The sequence below is a fragment of the Kitasatospora sp. NPDC058063 genome (genome assembly GCF_042885395.1).
Classification (GTDB): domain Bacteria; phylum Actinomycetota; class Actinomycetes; order Streptomycetales; family Streptomycetaceae; genus Kitasatospora; species Kitasatospora lactacystinica.
This window is the reverse complement of the sequence record NZ_JBHVSD010000021.1, coordinates 105478-118867: the sequence shown is the minus strand read 5'-3', so window position 1 is coordinate 118867 and position 13390 is coordinate 105478. Positions and strand designations below refer to the sequence as shown.

The window sequence follows — 13390 nt, the reverse complement described above, 5'->3', positions numbered from 1 at the left end:
TTTTACCGGGGCTAACACGCAACCAATTAAATCCGCCGAACCGCTTAACACCCGCGGGTCGATCACACCCCCTTCCGCCCGGGGTTGGGGGCGGCGCCGGGGGCCCCCCCACGCCTCGTGCACCCGCGACAGCAGGAAGATCTCGTAGTCCATGCTCAGCCCGAAGACGATCGCGAACATCATCATCGGCACATAGCTCTCGATCGGCACCTTCCCCTCCACCCCCAGCGCCGGCCCGCCCCAGCCCCACTGGAAGACCGCCACCACCACCCCGTACGAGGCCGCGATCGACAGCAGGTTGAGCACCGCGGCCTTGACCGCGACCAGCGGGCCGCGGAAGACCAGCAGGATGATCAGGAAGGCCAGCCCGACCACCACCACGATGATCAGCAGCAGCCGGCTCGACACGATGTCCAGGAAGTCGACCTGCGCCGCCGTGTTGCCGGTCACGTACGTCTTCGCGCCCGTGCCGGCCACCGCGTCCGGCAGCACGGTGTCCGCCAGCCGGTTCACCAGGTCGGTGGTGGCCCGGTCCTGCGGGGCGCTCGCCGGGATCACGGTGCCGAACAGCACCGCGCCGTCCGGGCTGGTCTGCAGCGGGGTGCTGCTCGCCGCGCCGGGCAGGCCGGTGAGCGCCTGCTGCACCGAGGCCGACAGTCCCGCCCGGGCCTCGGCGGGCACGGCGCTCTGGTCGACCACCACCGTCAGCGGCCCGTTCGAGCCCGGCCCGAAGGCCTGGGACATCAGGTCGTAGGCCCGCCGGTCGGTGAAGTCGGTGGAGTCCGCGCCGTCGCCGATGTGGCCCAGCTGGATGGAGAACAGCGGGATCGACAGCACCACGAGCACCACCACCCCGGCCACCAGGTACCGCCACGGCCGCGCCTGCACCCGCCGGGCGTAACGGTGCCAGGCCCCGCCCTCCACGTCCCCGCCGGCCTCCGCGACCGGACGGCGCACCGCGAACCGGTCCATCCGGCGCCCGATCAGCCCCATCAGCGCCGGCAGCAGGGTCAGCGCCCCGAGCACCGCCGACACCACCGTGATCCCCGCCGCCGCCCCCAGCTTGGCGATGAAGGAGATCCCCGACACCGACAGCCCGGACAACGCGACGATCACGGTGCAGCCGGAGACCAGCACCGCCCGCCCGCTGGTGGCCACCGCCTGCCCGGCGGAGGCCACCGGATCCACCCCGTCCATCAGGTTCTGCCGGTGACGCGTCAGCAGGAACAGCGCGTAGTCGATCCCCACCCCGATGCCGATCATCGTCGCCAGCGTCGGCGCCACCGTCGCGAAGGTGGACAGCGCCGCGACCAGCCCCAGCATCCCCAGGCCCACCACCGCCGCGAACAGCGCCGTCAGCAGCGGAAGCCCGGCCGCGATCGCACTGCCGAACCCCACCAGCAGCACCACGACCGCCACCGCGAAGCCGATCACCTCGCTGGAACGGTCGTCCGGCGCCGGCCGGGCCAGCTCGCCCAGCGGCCCCCCGTACTCCACCTGCACCCCGGCCGCCCGCAGCGGCTCCACCGCCGCGTCCACCCCCGGCAGGTAGTCCTTGCCCAGCAGGGTCGGGTTGGTGTCGAACCGTACGGTGAAGTACCCGGTCAGCCCGTCGGCGGACAGCGGCCCGCCCGGCGGCGGACTCTGCCCCGGCGGCGGCAGCGGACTCTGCACCGACAGCACGTGCGGCAACTGCTGGAGCGAGGCCGCCGTCTGGGCGATCTGCGGCTGGAACCCCGTCAGCGGCGCCGCGTCGTGCAGCACCACCTGGGAACTGGTGCCCGCCGCGGCCGGCTCGTGCGCCTGCAGGACGTCCCGGCCCTGCTGCGCCTGGGTGCCGGGCAGCGAGAAGTCGTCCGAGTAGGCGCCGCCCACCGACCTGTTGGCGGCCTGGATGCCGGCCAGGGCGATCAGCCACAGCACGATGACGATCAGCGAGTGGCGCGCGCACCACTCGCCCAGGCGGCGCAGCGCCGAGCGCCGGGCCGGCGCCGCGGCGGCCGGCGAGGGGGCGGGACGGGCGGACGGCGGCATGGAAGGCTCCCGGGTCTCCTGCACGGCGGTGCGCCGATCGGCGCAGTCTTCCCGGCCGCCCCGCGCCGCCCACCGGTACCGGCGGGTAGTCGCCCCTACGGCCCCGGGAACCGCCGCGATCGCGGCGGCGGCCGGAGCCGCGGGGGCGGCGGGGCCGGTCAGGGCCGGCCGGGGCCGCCGAGGTCCGGGGTCGCGACGGGGGCGGCGGCGCCGACCAGGAGGACCAGTTCGTGGCCGCCGGGATTGGTCTGCACGGGCACGGTGCGCCAGTTGTTGGCCAGCCACACATTGCCCGACGGGTCGATCCGCAGGCCGGTGTTGCGTTCCAGCCCGTCGCTCGGGTAGCCGGTGTCGGGCGGCGAGATCGGCTGCCCCGTCGTGAAGCCGGGCGGGCAGGCGGAGAGGTCGACGCCGCACAGCCGGGCGACGCGGTGGCCGCCGAAGTTGGCGACCCACACGGTGTCGTCGCCGTCGACGGCCACGCCCCAGGGCAGGAACAGGCCGCCGCCGGTGAAGGGTTCGGGGGCCGGCGTCCCGTCGGACCGGATCAGGGTCACCGAGGCGCCCGGGCGCGGACCGGCGTCGCCCGCCACGGCGGCGTCCGCGAGGTCGCCCGCGGTGCCGTCGCCGCAGGGCACCGGCAGGATGCCGCTGTTGGAGACCCAGGCGTTGCCCCGGCTGTCGGTGGCGACGCCCAGCGGCCGCCGCAGGCCGCCGCCGGTCACGGCCCGCTCCACGGTGCCGTCCGGGGCCAGGACCTGCACACTGTCGCTGCCGTTCCCGCTCACCCACAGCCGCCCGGCGGGATCGACGGCGGCACCGAAGGGCTTGTGCAGGGCCGGGGTGGGCACCTCCCGGGCCCGGGTCGCGTCACCGTCGGGGATCCGGGCCACGCTGTCCGCGCCGCAGTTGGCCACCCACACGGTGCCCGAGCGGTCGGCGGCCAGGCCCTGCGGCTGGACGATGCCGCCGGCGCGCCAGCCCTCGGGCGGGGAGAGCACGGTGCCGTCCGGGGCGAACTGCGAGACGCTGCGCTCCAGCGGGGTCGGGTCGATCGGGCAACCACGGCCCTGGAAACCGAAGTTGGCGACCCAGGCGGAGCCCCGGGCATCCACGGCGACCCCGAAGCCGGCACCGTACAGGCCGCCGCCGCGGTAGGGGGCGCCGGGGGCGTCCCAGCCGGTGGGGGTGAACTTCAGGACGCTCTCGCCGCCGCAGACCGGGACGGCGGGATCGGCGTCGTAGCGGTAGTTGTTGCTGACCCAGGCGTTGCCGTCGGCGTCGAAGGCGATGTTGCCCGGCCCGTCGATCTCCCGCCCGTTGCCGCCGTAGCGCAGGGCCACGGTCCAGGCCTCGGGGGCGGCGGGCAGGGCCGGCCGGTAGCGGGGGGTGGAGTCGGCGAGGGCGAAGAGCCCGGCGGCGTTGTGCCCGGGGTCGTGGGCGATGTCCACCGCGGCCCGCAGGGTGTCGCGGGGCCGTGCGCGGCCGGGGCGCCGGGCCAGGTCGAACAACTGCTCGCAGGCGTCGCCGGTGACGCAGGCCGCGAGCAGGTTGGCGAGCGTGTTGAACTCGGCCAGGGTCGAGGTGAGGGCGCCGTTGGGCGGGTCGGCGAGCGTCGCGGCGATGCCGCCGGTACCGGTGTCGGCCAGGTTGTGGGCGATCCCGGCGGCGTTCTGCAGCCCCGGACGGGGGCCGGCCACACCCCGCGGGCCGGTGAAACGGGCCAGGGCGTAGGCGACGGCCACCGTGGTGCGCTCGTTGACGACGAGTTCGGGCGGGGCCTGCGCCCCGCTCAGCACGGCGGCCAGCGTCACCGGCCCCGTCGGCGGGCCCTGCCCGTCCCCGCCCCGCGCGCCGGCCGGCCCGGGCAGATCGGCGAGCACGTACAGCACGGCGTGCGGGTCCCCGGGGCGGCGGTAGTCCAGGACGAAGCGCCCGTCCCGCGCGCTGCGGGCGCGGGCCAGCACCCGGGGCGCGGCGCCCGCGCCGTCCCCGGCCCGGTAGAGCGTCACCTCGGCGCCGCCCAGCGGGGCGTCACCGCTGCGCACCACCCCGCGCTGGCCGGCCGGCTCCCCGCCGTGCGGGGCGGGGGCCGCCGCGTGGGAGGGTCCGGCGGCGAGCTGGGCCAGGAGGGCGGCGGTCAGCAGGACGCCGCGGCGTCGGCGCATGGGGGGCTCCGTTCGGCCGTAGGGGGACGACGGCCGCTGGACCGTCGCCCCCCTGCCTGCCACACCGGCGCCCCGCCCGGGCGCATCCGGCCGCGGGACGCGGCGGAAATTGCCCGGTACGGGCGATCCGGCGCGACCCGGAGCGATCCGGTGCCCGGTTCAGCCGTGCCGCCCGGCCGGAACGGCGGCGGGGGCGGGGGCGGCGAAGCGGGGCAGGACCTCCTCGGCGAGCTCCTGCAGCAGCTCGTCGACGGGGCGGTCGTTGGGGCGCAGGTTGAAGGAGACGTGGGCGACGCCGAGTTCGGACATCAGCTCCAGGTGCTCGATCAGGGCGGTGCGTCCGGTGCTGAGGCCGAGGCGGACGGGGTGCGGCGCGGCGGCCGGGTCCTCGGCGAGGGTGAGCACCATCGGCGTCAGGTAGGGCTTGTCGCCGGCGAGGTCGCGCCACTGGCGCATCCGCAGGCGCAGCGCGCCGAGGTCGCGCGGGTAGTTGAGGGAGGCGTCGGCGTGCTCGGCGATCCACTCGGGGCTCTGCTGGGCGCCGCCGGCGACGGCGATCGGGATGCCCGCGGGGTGGACGGGCCCGGGCAGGACCGCCAGCTGCCGTTCGGCGCCGAGGCCGGCGGCGGGCAGCTCCAGCGGGCCGGGGCGCCAGGCGGCGCGCAGGGTCTCGACGCCGGTGCGGAAGGCCTCGCCGCGGCCGTGGAAGTCGCGGTCGAACAGCGGGTACTCCACGGGGCGGTCGCCGCTGGCCAGGCCGAGCAGCAGACGGCCGCCGGAGAGCACGTCGACGGTGGCGGCGGCCTTGGCGACCAGCAGCGGCTCGCGCAGCGGCAGGACGACCGCGCCGGTGGCGAGGACCGCGTCCCGGGTGAGGGCGGCGAGGTGGCCGAGGTGGGTGAAGGTCTCGAAGACGCTGCCGGCGTCGCCGAACTGGACGGGGTCGTGGAGCGGGACGTCGCGCACCCACAGGGCGGCGAAGCCGAGGCGGTCGGCGAGTCGGGCGAGGCGGGCGTGCTCGGTGAGGTCGGGGACGCCGAAGGGGCGGCCGGCCGCGCGGTCGGCCCGGCCGCGGTCCTGGCCCCAGTCGTTGTCCAGGGGCAGTTCCAGGCCGATGGTCAGCCGGCCGTCGGCGGGGGCGAGTCGGGCGAGGGCGGGGTGGGGGAGTGCCATGGCGGGGTCCTTCGGGGTGACCGGCGGCCGGGGTGGTGGCCGGGGCCCGTCCCGGGCGGCGGTGCGACCGCCCGGGACGGGAGTCGGGGCGGGGTCAGCTCGCGTTGAACTGGTCCGGGTGCGGGCCGGTGCGCAGGTCGCGGTCGCCGGCGGCGATCGCGGCCATGTCCTGCTCGGTCAGCTCGAAGCCGAAGACGTCGAGGTTCTGCCGGATGCGGGCCGGGGTGACCGACTTGGGGATGACGATGTTGCCGAGCTGCAGGTGCCAGCGCAGCACGACCTGGGCGGGGGACTTGCCGGTGCGCGCGGCGATCGCGGTGATCGCCGGGTCGTCCAGGACGGCGCCCTGGGCGAGCGGGCTCCAGGCCTCGGTGGCGATGCCGTGCCGGGCGTGGAAGGCGCGCAGCTCGGCCTGCTGGAGGCCGGGGTGCAGCTCGACCTGGTTGACGGCGGGCACCAGCGAGCTGTGGTCCAGCAGGCGCTGGAGGTGGGCGGGCTGGAAGTTGGACACGCCGGCGGCGCGGATGCGGCCCTCCTCGGCGAGGCGCTCCAGGGCGCGCCAGGAGTCGGGGTAGAGGTCGCGGGCCGGGGTGGGCCAGTGGATCAGGTAGAGGTCGACGTGGTCCAGGCCGAGCTTGGCGAGGCTGGCGTCGAAGGCGCGCAGGGTGGCGTCGTAGCCCTGGTCGGCGTTCCACAGCTTGGTGGTGACGAACAGGTCCTCGCGGGCCACGCCGGAGGCGGCCAGGGCGCGGCCGACGCCGGTCTCGTTGCCGTAGATGGCGGCGGTGTCGATGCTGCGGTAGCCGGCCTCCAGGGCGGAGGCGACGGCGGCGGTGGTCTGCTCGTCGGGGACCTGGAAGACGCCGAAGCCGAGCTGGGGGATCTCGACGCCGTTGTTCAGCTTCACGGTGGGGATGTCGGGGGTGGTCATGCGCTGTCTCCTTCAGGCGGTGCGGTCGGTGGGGGCGGAGCGGAGGGTCCGGGCGGCGGTGCTCACCGGGCGAGTCGGGCGAGTGCGGCGGCGGCGAAGGAGTGGTCCTGCTCGGGGGCGCCGCCGCCGACGCCGATGGCGCCGATCGGCCGGCCGTCGCGGTGGACCGGGATGCCGCCGGCGATGAACAGCAGCGGGCGGTCCAGCGCGGTGGGCAGGGAGTGGAACGGCCCGTCGGGCTTGACCAGGTCGACCAGGTCGGCGGTCGGGGCGTTCAGCTGGAGGGCGGTGTAGGCCTTGCGGGTGCTGGTCTCGCCGGAGATCAGCACGGCGCGGTCGTCGCGGCGGAAGGCGAGCAGGTGGCCGCCCGCGTCCAGGACGGTGACGCTGACGGTCACGCCCGCGGCCTCGGCGGCGGTCCGGGCGGCGTCGACGAGGAGTTCGGCGTCGGCGGTGGTGAGCGGGGCGACGGCGGTGGTGGTGCTCATGGTGGTGCTTCTTCCGGTGGTGGGGCGGGTCGGGTCGATGGTCAGTGGTGCAGGGCGGCGTGGCGGGGAGCCGCGCCCGCCGCGACGGCCGCACGGGTGCGGTCACGGCGCTCCAGGGCGGCGGACCAGAAGGCCAGCAGCAGGGCCGCGCCGGCGAGGACGGCGCCGACCCAGTTCGGGGCGGTGTAGCCGAGACCGGCGCTGATGACCATGCCGCCGAGCCAGGCGGCCAGCGCGTTGCCGAGGTTGAAGGCGCCGATGTTGACGGCGGAGGCCAGGGTGGGGGCGCCGTGGGCGTGGTCCAGGACCCGCTTCTGCAGCGGGGGGACGGTGGCGAAGCCGAGGGCCCCGACCAGCAGGACGGTGACGGCGGCGGCGACCTTGTTGTGGGCGGTGAAGGTGAACAGCGCCAGCACCACGGCGAGACCGCCGAGGGTGGTGTAGAGCATCGGCATCAGCTTGCGGTCGGCGTAGCGTCCGCCCAGCAGGTTGCCGAGGAACATGCCGACGCCGAACAGCACCAGCAGCCAGGTGACGGAGCCCTCGGCGTAGCCGGTGACGTTGGTCATCATCGGGGCGATGTAGGTGATCGCGGCGAAGACGCCGCCGAAGCCGAGCACGGTCATCGCCATCGCGAGCAGCACCTGCGGGTTGCGGAAGGCGGTGAGCTCGCGGCGCAGGTGGGCGCCCTCGGCGCGGGGCATGGCGGGGACGAGCCGGGCGATGCCGAGCAGGCCGAGCACGCCGAGCGCGGCGACGCCGGCGAAGGTGGTGCGCCAGCCGACGGCCTGGCCGATGAAGGTGCCCAGCGGCACGCCGACGATGTTGGCGACGGTCAGCCCGGTGAACATGGTGGCGATGGCGCCGGCCTTCTTCTGCGGGGCGACCAGGTCGGCGGCGACGACGGAGCCGATGCCGAAGAAGGCGCCGTGGGCGAGCGAGGTCACGATGCGCCCGGCCAGCATCACGGGGAAGGACGGGGCGAACGCGGAGAGCAGGTTCCCGGCCGTGAACAGGCCCATCAGCAGCATGAGCATGGTCTTGCGGCTGATCCGGGTGCCGAGGGCGGTCATCAGCGGGGCGCCGACGACCACGCCGAGGGCGTAGCCGGTGACCAGCAGGCCCGCGTTGGGGATGGAGACGCCGTAGTCGCCGGCGATCTGGGGCAGGAGTCCCATGATCACGAACTCGGTGGTCCCGATCCCGAATGCGCCGATGGCCAGGGCGATGAGAGCGAGAGGCATGGGCCCGAACCCTTCTGTGATTGCTTGAGCTAGCGCCTTGCGTGCTTAAACAATAGTTGCAGACGCGCGATAAGTGCAAGCGAGGGTATGGGGCATTCGCCATCGGTTGCATGCGCCACGGGTTGCATACGCCGCGGGTTGCATGCGCAACGGGGTGGGGCGGGCGGGAAACGCGACCGGGCCCGGCCCGTCCGAACCGTGGGTGCGGTTCGGACGGGCCGGGCCCGGGGGAGCGGCGGTGCGGGGCCGGCCGGGGTCAGCGGGCGGGCGAGGCGGCGTCCACGGCCTCGACCGCGCGGACCAGTGAGGTCAGCTCGGGGTTGCGGGCGGCCTCGTCGAGGGCCTCGCGCAGGGCGGCGTCGTTGGTCGGCCGGGCCCGCTCCAGGAGCTTCAGTCCGTCCTCGCTCACGTTGGTGTAGATGCCGCGGCGGTCGGTCGGGCACAGGTAGCGCGACAGCAGGCCGCGGTCCTCCAGTCGGGTGACCAGGCGGGTGGTGGCGCTCTGGCTGAGCACGACCGCGTCGGCGACCTGCTTCATCTGCAGGTGCCCGCCCTCGTCGTCGTGCTGGCGGCTGAGCACGTCGAGCAGCGAGTACTCGCGCACGCTCAGGTCGTGCTCGGCCTGCAGGGCGCGTTCGATGTGGGACTCGATCCGGCCGTGCAGGAGGGACAGGGCGTTCCAGCCGCTGGCGAGGGCGGTGAGCGCGGGGTCCGTGGCGGTCATGGGGCCTGGCCTCCTTGCAGATGTGGCTGGGTCCAGGATAAGCCATGAACTGAAATATCGGCTAGGGCTTGTATAGCGCTTGTGCAAATAATCTTCCCGCGCAGGCCCGGGATGGGCCCGGGTGGGTCCGGTCGGGGTGTCGGGGCGAGGGGTGTCGGGCGGTGCCCAGTGTTCGCAAGGCTTTGGCGTAAATGGTTCAGACCATTGACGCGAGGGGAAGCCAGCTCCTACGGTGTCGGGCAACCGGTCTGGCGCGGGCATGCCATGTCTCGGGCAGACCGCCGTGCGCACCCCCACGCGCACGCGCACGCCCCGCGCCGGGCGCACACTCCATCCACCCCCACGGAGGAGCACCATGCGCAAGCGCCATCTGATCGCCGCCGCCGCGGCCGCGATCGCCCTGCCGATCGCGATCGCCCTGCCGGCCCAGTCGCACGGCTTCATCAACCTGCCGCCGAGCCGTTCCGCGCTCTGCGGCGCCAACGCCGTCCCGTGGGACTGCGGCGACATCCAGTGGGAGCCGCAGAGCGTCGAGGGCCCCAAGGGCTTCCCGAGCCGCGGCCCGGCGGACGGCACCATCTGCGCCGGCGGGGACGCCCGCTGGGCCCCGCTGGACAACCCCAGGGGCGGCGCCTGGCCGACCACCAAGGTGACGGCGGGCCAGCAGCTCACCTTCACCTGGGAGATCGAGGCCCGGCACTCCACCACGAACTTCAAGTACTACCTGACCAAGCCCGGCTACAGCGCGAGCCAGCCGATCACCCGGTCCGCCCTGGACCTGACCCCGTTCCTGACCGTCCCCTACAACGGCCGCCAGCCCGCCGCCACCACCACCCACACCGGGACCCTGCCCACCGGCCGCACCGGCCACCAGGTGATCGTCGCCGTCTGGGAGATCGCCGACACCGGCAACGCCTTCTACTCCTGCACCGACGTCCAGTTCTGACCGTCCCCGGGCCGTCCCGACGGCCCTGACCGGTCGCGTCGCACCGGGCCCGAAACCGTGCCCGACCGGGCCCCACCGCGCCCGACCGCGTCCCGCCGACGCCGCCGCCCGACTCCGGACGGCGCCGGCGGGCCGCCCGATCGCACCGCAGGCCCCGGGCCCGACCCCCGCCCGCCCGCACCGCAGACCCCCGCCCGACCCCCGCCCGGGCCGTGCTCGCGCGCCGCAGAAGCCGTAAATAGGTACATTGACGACATTTGGCAGCAGTGCCAGGCTTCGCGCGTCCACGAAAGAAGGCCGACCGCCTTCGGAAAGGGTCTCCATGCGCCCCGACCTCAGCCCCGCCGTCCTCGCCGAGCTGCGCCGGCCGCGGCCCTATCCGGTGGTGTCGATCCTGATGCCCACGCACCGCCGGGAGCCGGACAACACCCAGGACCCGGTCCGGCTGCGCAACCTGCTGGCCGAGGCGAAGGAGCGCGTCCAGGCGGACCCGGAGGTCTCCCGCGCCGACCGGATCGACGTGCTGGAACAGCTCGACCGGGCCCTCGCGGAGGTCGACCTGGTGCACGCCGAGGACGGCCTGGCGATCTTCGCCGCCCCCGGCGAGCACCAGGTCTGGTCACTCGGGCGTACCGCCCCCGCCCGGGTGGTCCTGTCCGACACCTTCCTCACCCGCAACCTGGTCGCCGCGCACGCCGCCGAGCGCCCGTTCTGGGTGCTCGCGGTCGCCGCCGACAAGGTGGTGCTCTGGGGCGGCACCGAGGAGCGGGTCGCCGAGGAGAAGGGCCGCGGCTTCCCGCTGGTGCGCGTCTTCGACAACCCCGACCCCGAGCGCCAGGAGCAGATCGGCGACATGCCCAGCACCTTCCGCGACGAGGCGACCAAGACCTTCCTGCGCCAGGCCGACACCGAGGTCGGCAAGCTGCTGGCCGCCGCCCCCCGCCCGCTGTACGTGGTCGGCGAGGCCGCCGCGCTCGCCCTGCTGGACGCCGTCGGCCCGATCGCCAAGGAGTCCACCGCGCAGCTCCCGCACGGCGGCCTGGCCCAGGCCGACGCCGAGACCGTGCGCAAGGTGGTCGAACCCGCCGTGCGCGCCCACGCCGACCAGGAGGTCGCCGAGCACCTCGCCCAGCTCGACAAGGCCCGCGGCGCCCAGCAGTTCGCGGCCGGCCTGGACGAGGTCTGGCGGACCGTCGGCGAGGGCCGGGTCGCCCGCCTGGTGGTCGAGGAGAACTACCGTGCCACCGTGCGCGACGAGGGCGAGCACCTCGTGCCCGCCGAGGCCGACCAGCCCGGCGCCCGCGAGGACATCGTCGACGAGGTGATCGAGCGCACCCTGGACACCGGCGGCCAGGTCGGCTTCGTCCCCGACGGCACCCTCGCCGACAGCGACCGGATCGCCGCCGTCCTGCGCTACTGACCCGCCCTCGACCGCGGCCGCCCGTCCGATCACCCCCGGCGGGCGGCCGCGGCGCGCCCGGGACCGTCGCACAGGGCGACCGTCCGACCCGGCCCACCCCCACCGCGTACCCGCCGCACCTTTGCCCGCCGCACCCGCCCACCGCACCCGTACGGAAACGAACCGGCCGAACAGGACAAGGAACGCGCCACCTTCGCGAACCGCACGCGCAATGGTCACGAACGGTTTTCGGACTCGTGGCGCCCGGTTCGGCAAGCGCCCCTAGCCTGCCGCGCATGACACAGAGTCACCGCCCCCGCGCGGGCCGCCGCACCGGCCTGCTCGCCGCCGCCGTCGCCGCCTCGCTCGGCCTCACCGCCGTCGCCCTGAACGCCCCCAGCGCCGTCTCCGCCGAAGCCGCCCCCGCCGCGGCCGCGGCCGGCGCCGCCCCGGCCCCCGGCGAGGTCGTCGTCGACGAGACCTTCACCGCCCCCGCCCTGCCCGCCGGCTGGGCCGCCGTCGAGGGCGACTGGAAGGTCGAGGGCGGCCGCCTGGTCGGCACCTCCGCCAACTCCGGCCAGCAGAGCCGGATCACCTTCGGCCGCCACCTGGACGACTTCCGCATCGAGGCCACCGCCCGCTTCGAGACCGTCCAGGACGGCGCCCGCTGGACCGCCCTGGGCCTCGACGTCCCCGCCTCCGGCGCCACCCCCTGGTCCATCGCCACCATGCGCACCGGCACCACCGCCGCCAACGGCCTCGAATTCGCCCAGCGCACCCCCGCCAACGCCTGGAGCGTCACCGACACCGCCGCGGCCCCCACCGCCGCCGGCACCGGCCGCGACGTGCGCATCGCCGTCGAGGTCCACGGCACCACCGCCCGCTGGATCTTCGACGGCAAGGAGGTCATGCGCACCACCCAGGTCGCCCGCAGCGCCGACGGCGGCCAGGCCCTGGTCGTCAACGGCGCCAAGGTCTCCTTCGACGACCTCAGGGTCACCGCCCTCGCCCCCGGCGGCCGGCTGCGCCCGGCCGGCTCCCCGCTGACCGTCTTCGCCCACCGCGGCGCCTCCTCCGCCGCCCCCGAGAACACCCTGGTCTCCGACGAGATCGCCCGCCGCGGCGGCGCCGAGTGGATCGAGAACGACGTCCAGCCCAGCAAGGACGGCGTCCCCTACGTCCTGCACGACGACACCGTCGACCGCACCACCGACGGCAAGGGCCGCATCCGCGACCTGACCGCCGCCCAGCTCGACACCCTGGACGCCGGCTCCTGGTTCGGCCCCGTCTACGCCGGCGCCCGCATCCCCACCCTGGCCGCCCAGCTGGAGGACCTGCGCACCCGCGGCGGCAGCCTGCTGCTGGAGATCAAGGGCAAGCACAGCCGCGACGAGGTCGCCCGGATCGTCCAGGAGGTGCGCGACCAGAAGATGACCGGACGGGTCTTCGTCCAGAGCTTCGAGGTCGACGCCCTGCGGTACACCCGCGAACTGGCCCCCGAACTGCCCCTGGGCCTGCTGCGCGGCGACCTCGACGCCGACCCGGTGGCCGTCGCCAAGGACCTCGGCCTGTCCGCCTACAACCCCTCCGACGGCGGCCTCGCCGCACGCCCGGCCGTGGTGAAGGACCTGCACGCCGCCGGCGTCGCGGTCAACGTCTGGACGGTCGACTCGGCCACCCGCTGGAAGGCCCTGGAGGCCGCCGGCGTCGACGGCGTCATCACCAACCGCCCGGCGGAGCTGGCCGGTTGGAACAGCGCCTGGCTCCAGGGCGGCAACCCCGTCCGCCCCGTCGCGCCCACCGTGGCGATCACCTCCCCGGCCGCCGGCACCACCCTGGACCGCGCCCAGCAGCCGGTGACCGCCGTCCGGGCCACCGGCGCCGACACCGTCCGCCTCACCCTGGACGGCAAGGAGCTGGCGCCCGGCACCGCCCTGGACACCGCCGCCCTCCCGCTCGGCAGGCACACCCTGCGCGCCGAGGCCACCGGCCCCGGCGGCCGCGCCGAGACCACCACCGAGTTCACCCTCGCCGCCACCCCCACCGGCCTGGCCGCCCTGGTGTTCACCTCCGGCGCCGACCGCAACGCCGTCGCCACCCTGACCGTGATGCTCGGCCAGGGCCAGTACCGGCCGCTCGCCCAGTGGGCCGACGACCAGGCCGGGCGCACCGTCCCCGCCGACCGCGCCCGCCTGATCGCCGCCGACGCCCGCGCCCTGGACACCGCCCCGCGCGGCTGACCTCGCCCCGTCGGGGGCGCTCCCGGTGACGGCCCGGCAACGC

At 75.3% G+C, this 13390-nt stretch carries 9 protein-coding genes and 1 pseudogene; 3 read left to right on the top strand and 7 right to left on the bottom strand.

All coding sequences use genetic code 11. The features are described 5' to 3' along the window. From ACFVUY_RS30880 to ACFVUY_RS30850, 7 genes and pseudogenes are all read right to left on the bottom strand, one after another. Positions 1 to 2034, bottom strand: a pseudogene (locus ACFVUY_RS30880) (MMPL family transporter); the annotation flags it as partial. Positions 2035 to 2192: 158 nt separating this feature from the next. Continuing rightward, positions 2193 to 4202, bottom strand: coding sequence for a hypothetical protein (locus ACFVUY_RS30875; RefSeq protein WP_387735490.1), 2010 nt, complete (start codon positions 4200 to 4202; stop codon positions 2193 to 2195). A 159-nt stretch (positions 4203 to 4361) separates the two neighbouring features. Further along, positions 4362 to 5375, bottom strand: a complete 1014-nt coding sequence (locus ACFVUY_RS30870; protein WP_387735488.1) for a TIGR03571 family LLM class oxidoreductase — start codon at positions 5373 to 5375, stop codon at positions 4362 to 4364. Positions 5376 to 5469: 94 nt separating this feature from the next. Next, positions 5470 to 6306: an aldo/keto reductase gene (locus tag ACFVUY_RS30865; RefSeq protein WP_387692397.1), complete on the bottom strand. Its 837-nt coding sequence runs from the start codon at positions 6304 to 6306 to the stop codon at positions 5470 to 5472. Positions 6307 to 6368: 62 nt separating this feature from the next. After that, positions 6369 to 6794, bottom strand: coding sequence for a heme-binding protein (locus ACFVUY_RS30860; protein WP_387692395.1), 426 nt, complete (start codon positions 6792 to 6794; stop codon positions 6369 to 6371). A 41-nt stretch (positions 6795 to 6835) separates the two neighbouring features. Continuing rightward, positions 6836 to 8038: an MFS transporter gene (locus ACFVUY_RS30855; protein ID WP_387735486.1), complete on the bottom strand. Its 1203-nt coding sequence runs from the start codon at positions 8036 to 8038 to the stop codon at positions 6836 to 6838. A gap of 256 nt (positions 8039 to 8294) precedes the next feature. Beyond that, positions 8295 to 8762, bottom strand: coding sequence for a MarR family winged helix-turn-helix transcriptional regulator (locus ACFVUY_RS30850; RefSeq protein WP_387692391.1), 468 nt, complete (start codon positions 8760 to 8762; stop codon positions 8295 to 8297). A gap of 355 nt (positions 8763 to 9117) precedes the next feature. On the opposite strand from ACFVUY_RS30850, the gene ACFVUY_RS30845 reads away from it, so the two are divergent. The 3 genes from ACFVUY_RS30845 to ACFVUY_RS30835 all read left to right on the top strand — a co-directional run bounded on the left by ACFVUY_RS30845 (position 9118) and on the right by ACFVUY_RS30835 (position 13347). Next, on the top strand, positions 9118 to 9708 hold the full coding sequence (locus ACFVUY_RS30845) for a lytic polysaccharide monooxygenase (RefSeq protein WP_387735483.1): 591 nt from the start codon (positions 9118 to 9120) through the stop codon (positions 9706 to 9708). 322 nt (positions 9709 to 10030) lie between these two features. Next, a complete protein-coding gene (locus ACFVUY_RS30840) occupies positions 10031 to 11128 on the top strand; it encodes a chemotaxis protein (RefSeq protein WP_387735480.1) in 1098 nt (365 codons plus the stop codon). Positions 11129 to 11403: 275 nt separating this feature from the next. Continuing rightward, positions 11404 to 13347 (top strand): glycerophosphodiester phosphodiesterase family protein, encoded by a 1944-nt coding sequence (locus ACFVUY_RS30835; protein ID WP_387735478.1) that lies wholly within the window; start codon positions 11404 to 11406, stop codon positions 13345 to 13347. Positions 13348 to 13390: the final 43 nt, after the last annotated feature.

What these genes read in the sequence shown, in the direction of transcription:
- ACFVUY_RS30875 (WP_387735490.1), bottom strand. Translation starts at nt 4,202, where the DNA reads ATGCGCCGACGCCGCGGCGTCCTGCTGACCGCCGCCCTCCTGGCCCAG.
- ACFVUY_RS30870 (WP_387735488.1), bottom strand. Translation starts at nt 5,375, where the DNA reads ATGGCACTCCCCCACCCCGCCCTCGCCCGACTCGCCCCCGCCGACGGC.
- ACFVUY_RS30865 (WP_387692397.1), bottom strand. Translation starts at nt 6,306, where the DNA reads ATGACCACCCCCGACATCCCCACCGTGAAGCTGAACAACGGCGTCGAG.
- ACFVUY_RS30860 (WP_387692395.1), bottom strand. Translation starts at nt 6,794, where the DNA reads ATGAGCACCACCACCGCCGTCGCCCCGCTCACCACCGCCGACGCCGAA.
- ACFVUY_RS30855 (WP_387735486.1), bottom strand. Translation starts at nt 8,038, where the DNA reads ATGCCTCTCGCTCTCATCGCCCTGGCCATCGGCGCATTCGGGATCGGG.
- ACFVUY_RS30850 (WP_387692391.1), bottom strand. Translation starts at nt 8,762, where the DNA reads ATGACCGCCACGGACCCCGCGCTCACCGCCCTCGCCAGCGGCTGGAAC.
- ACFVUY_RS30845 (WP_387735483.1), top strand. Translation starts at nt 9,118, where the DNA reads ATGCGCAAGCGCCATCTGATCGCCGCCGCCGCGGCCGCGATCGCCCTG.
- ACFVUY_RS30840 (WP_387735480.1), top strand. Translation starts at nt 10,031, where the DNA reads ATGCGCCCCGACCTCAGCCCCGCCGTCCTCGCCGAGCTGCGCCGGCCG.
- ACFVUY_RS30835 (WP_387735478.1), top strand. Translation starts at nt 11,404, where the DNA reads ATGACACAGAGTCACCGCCCCCGCGCGGGCCGCCGCACCGGCCTGCTC.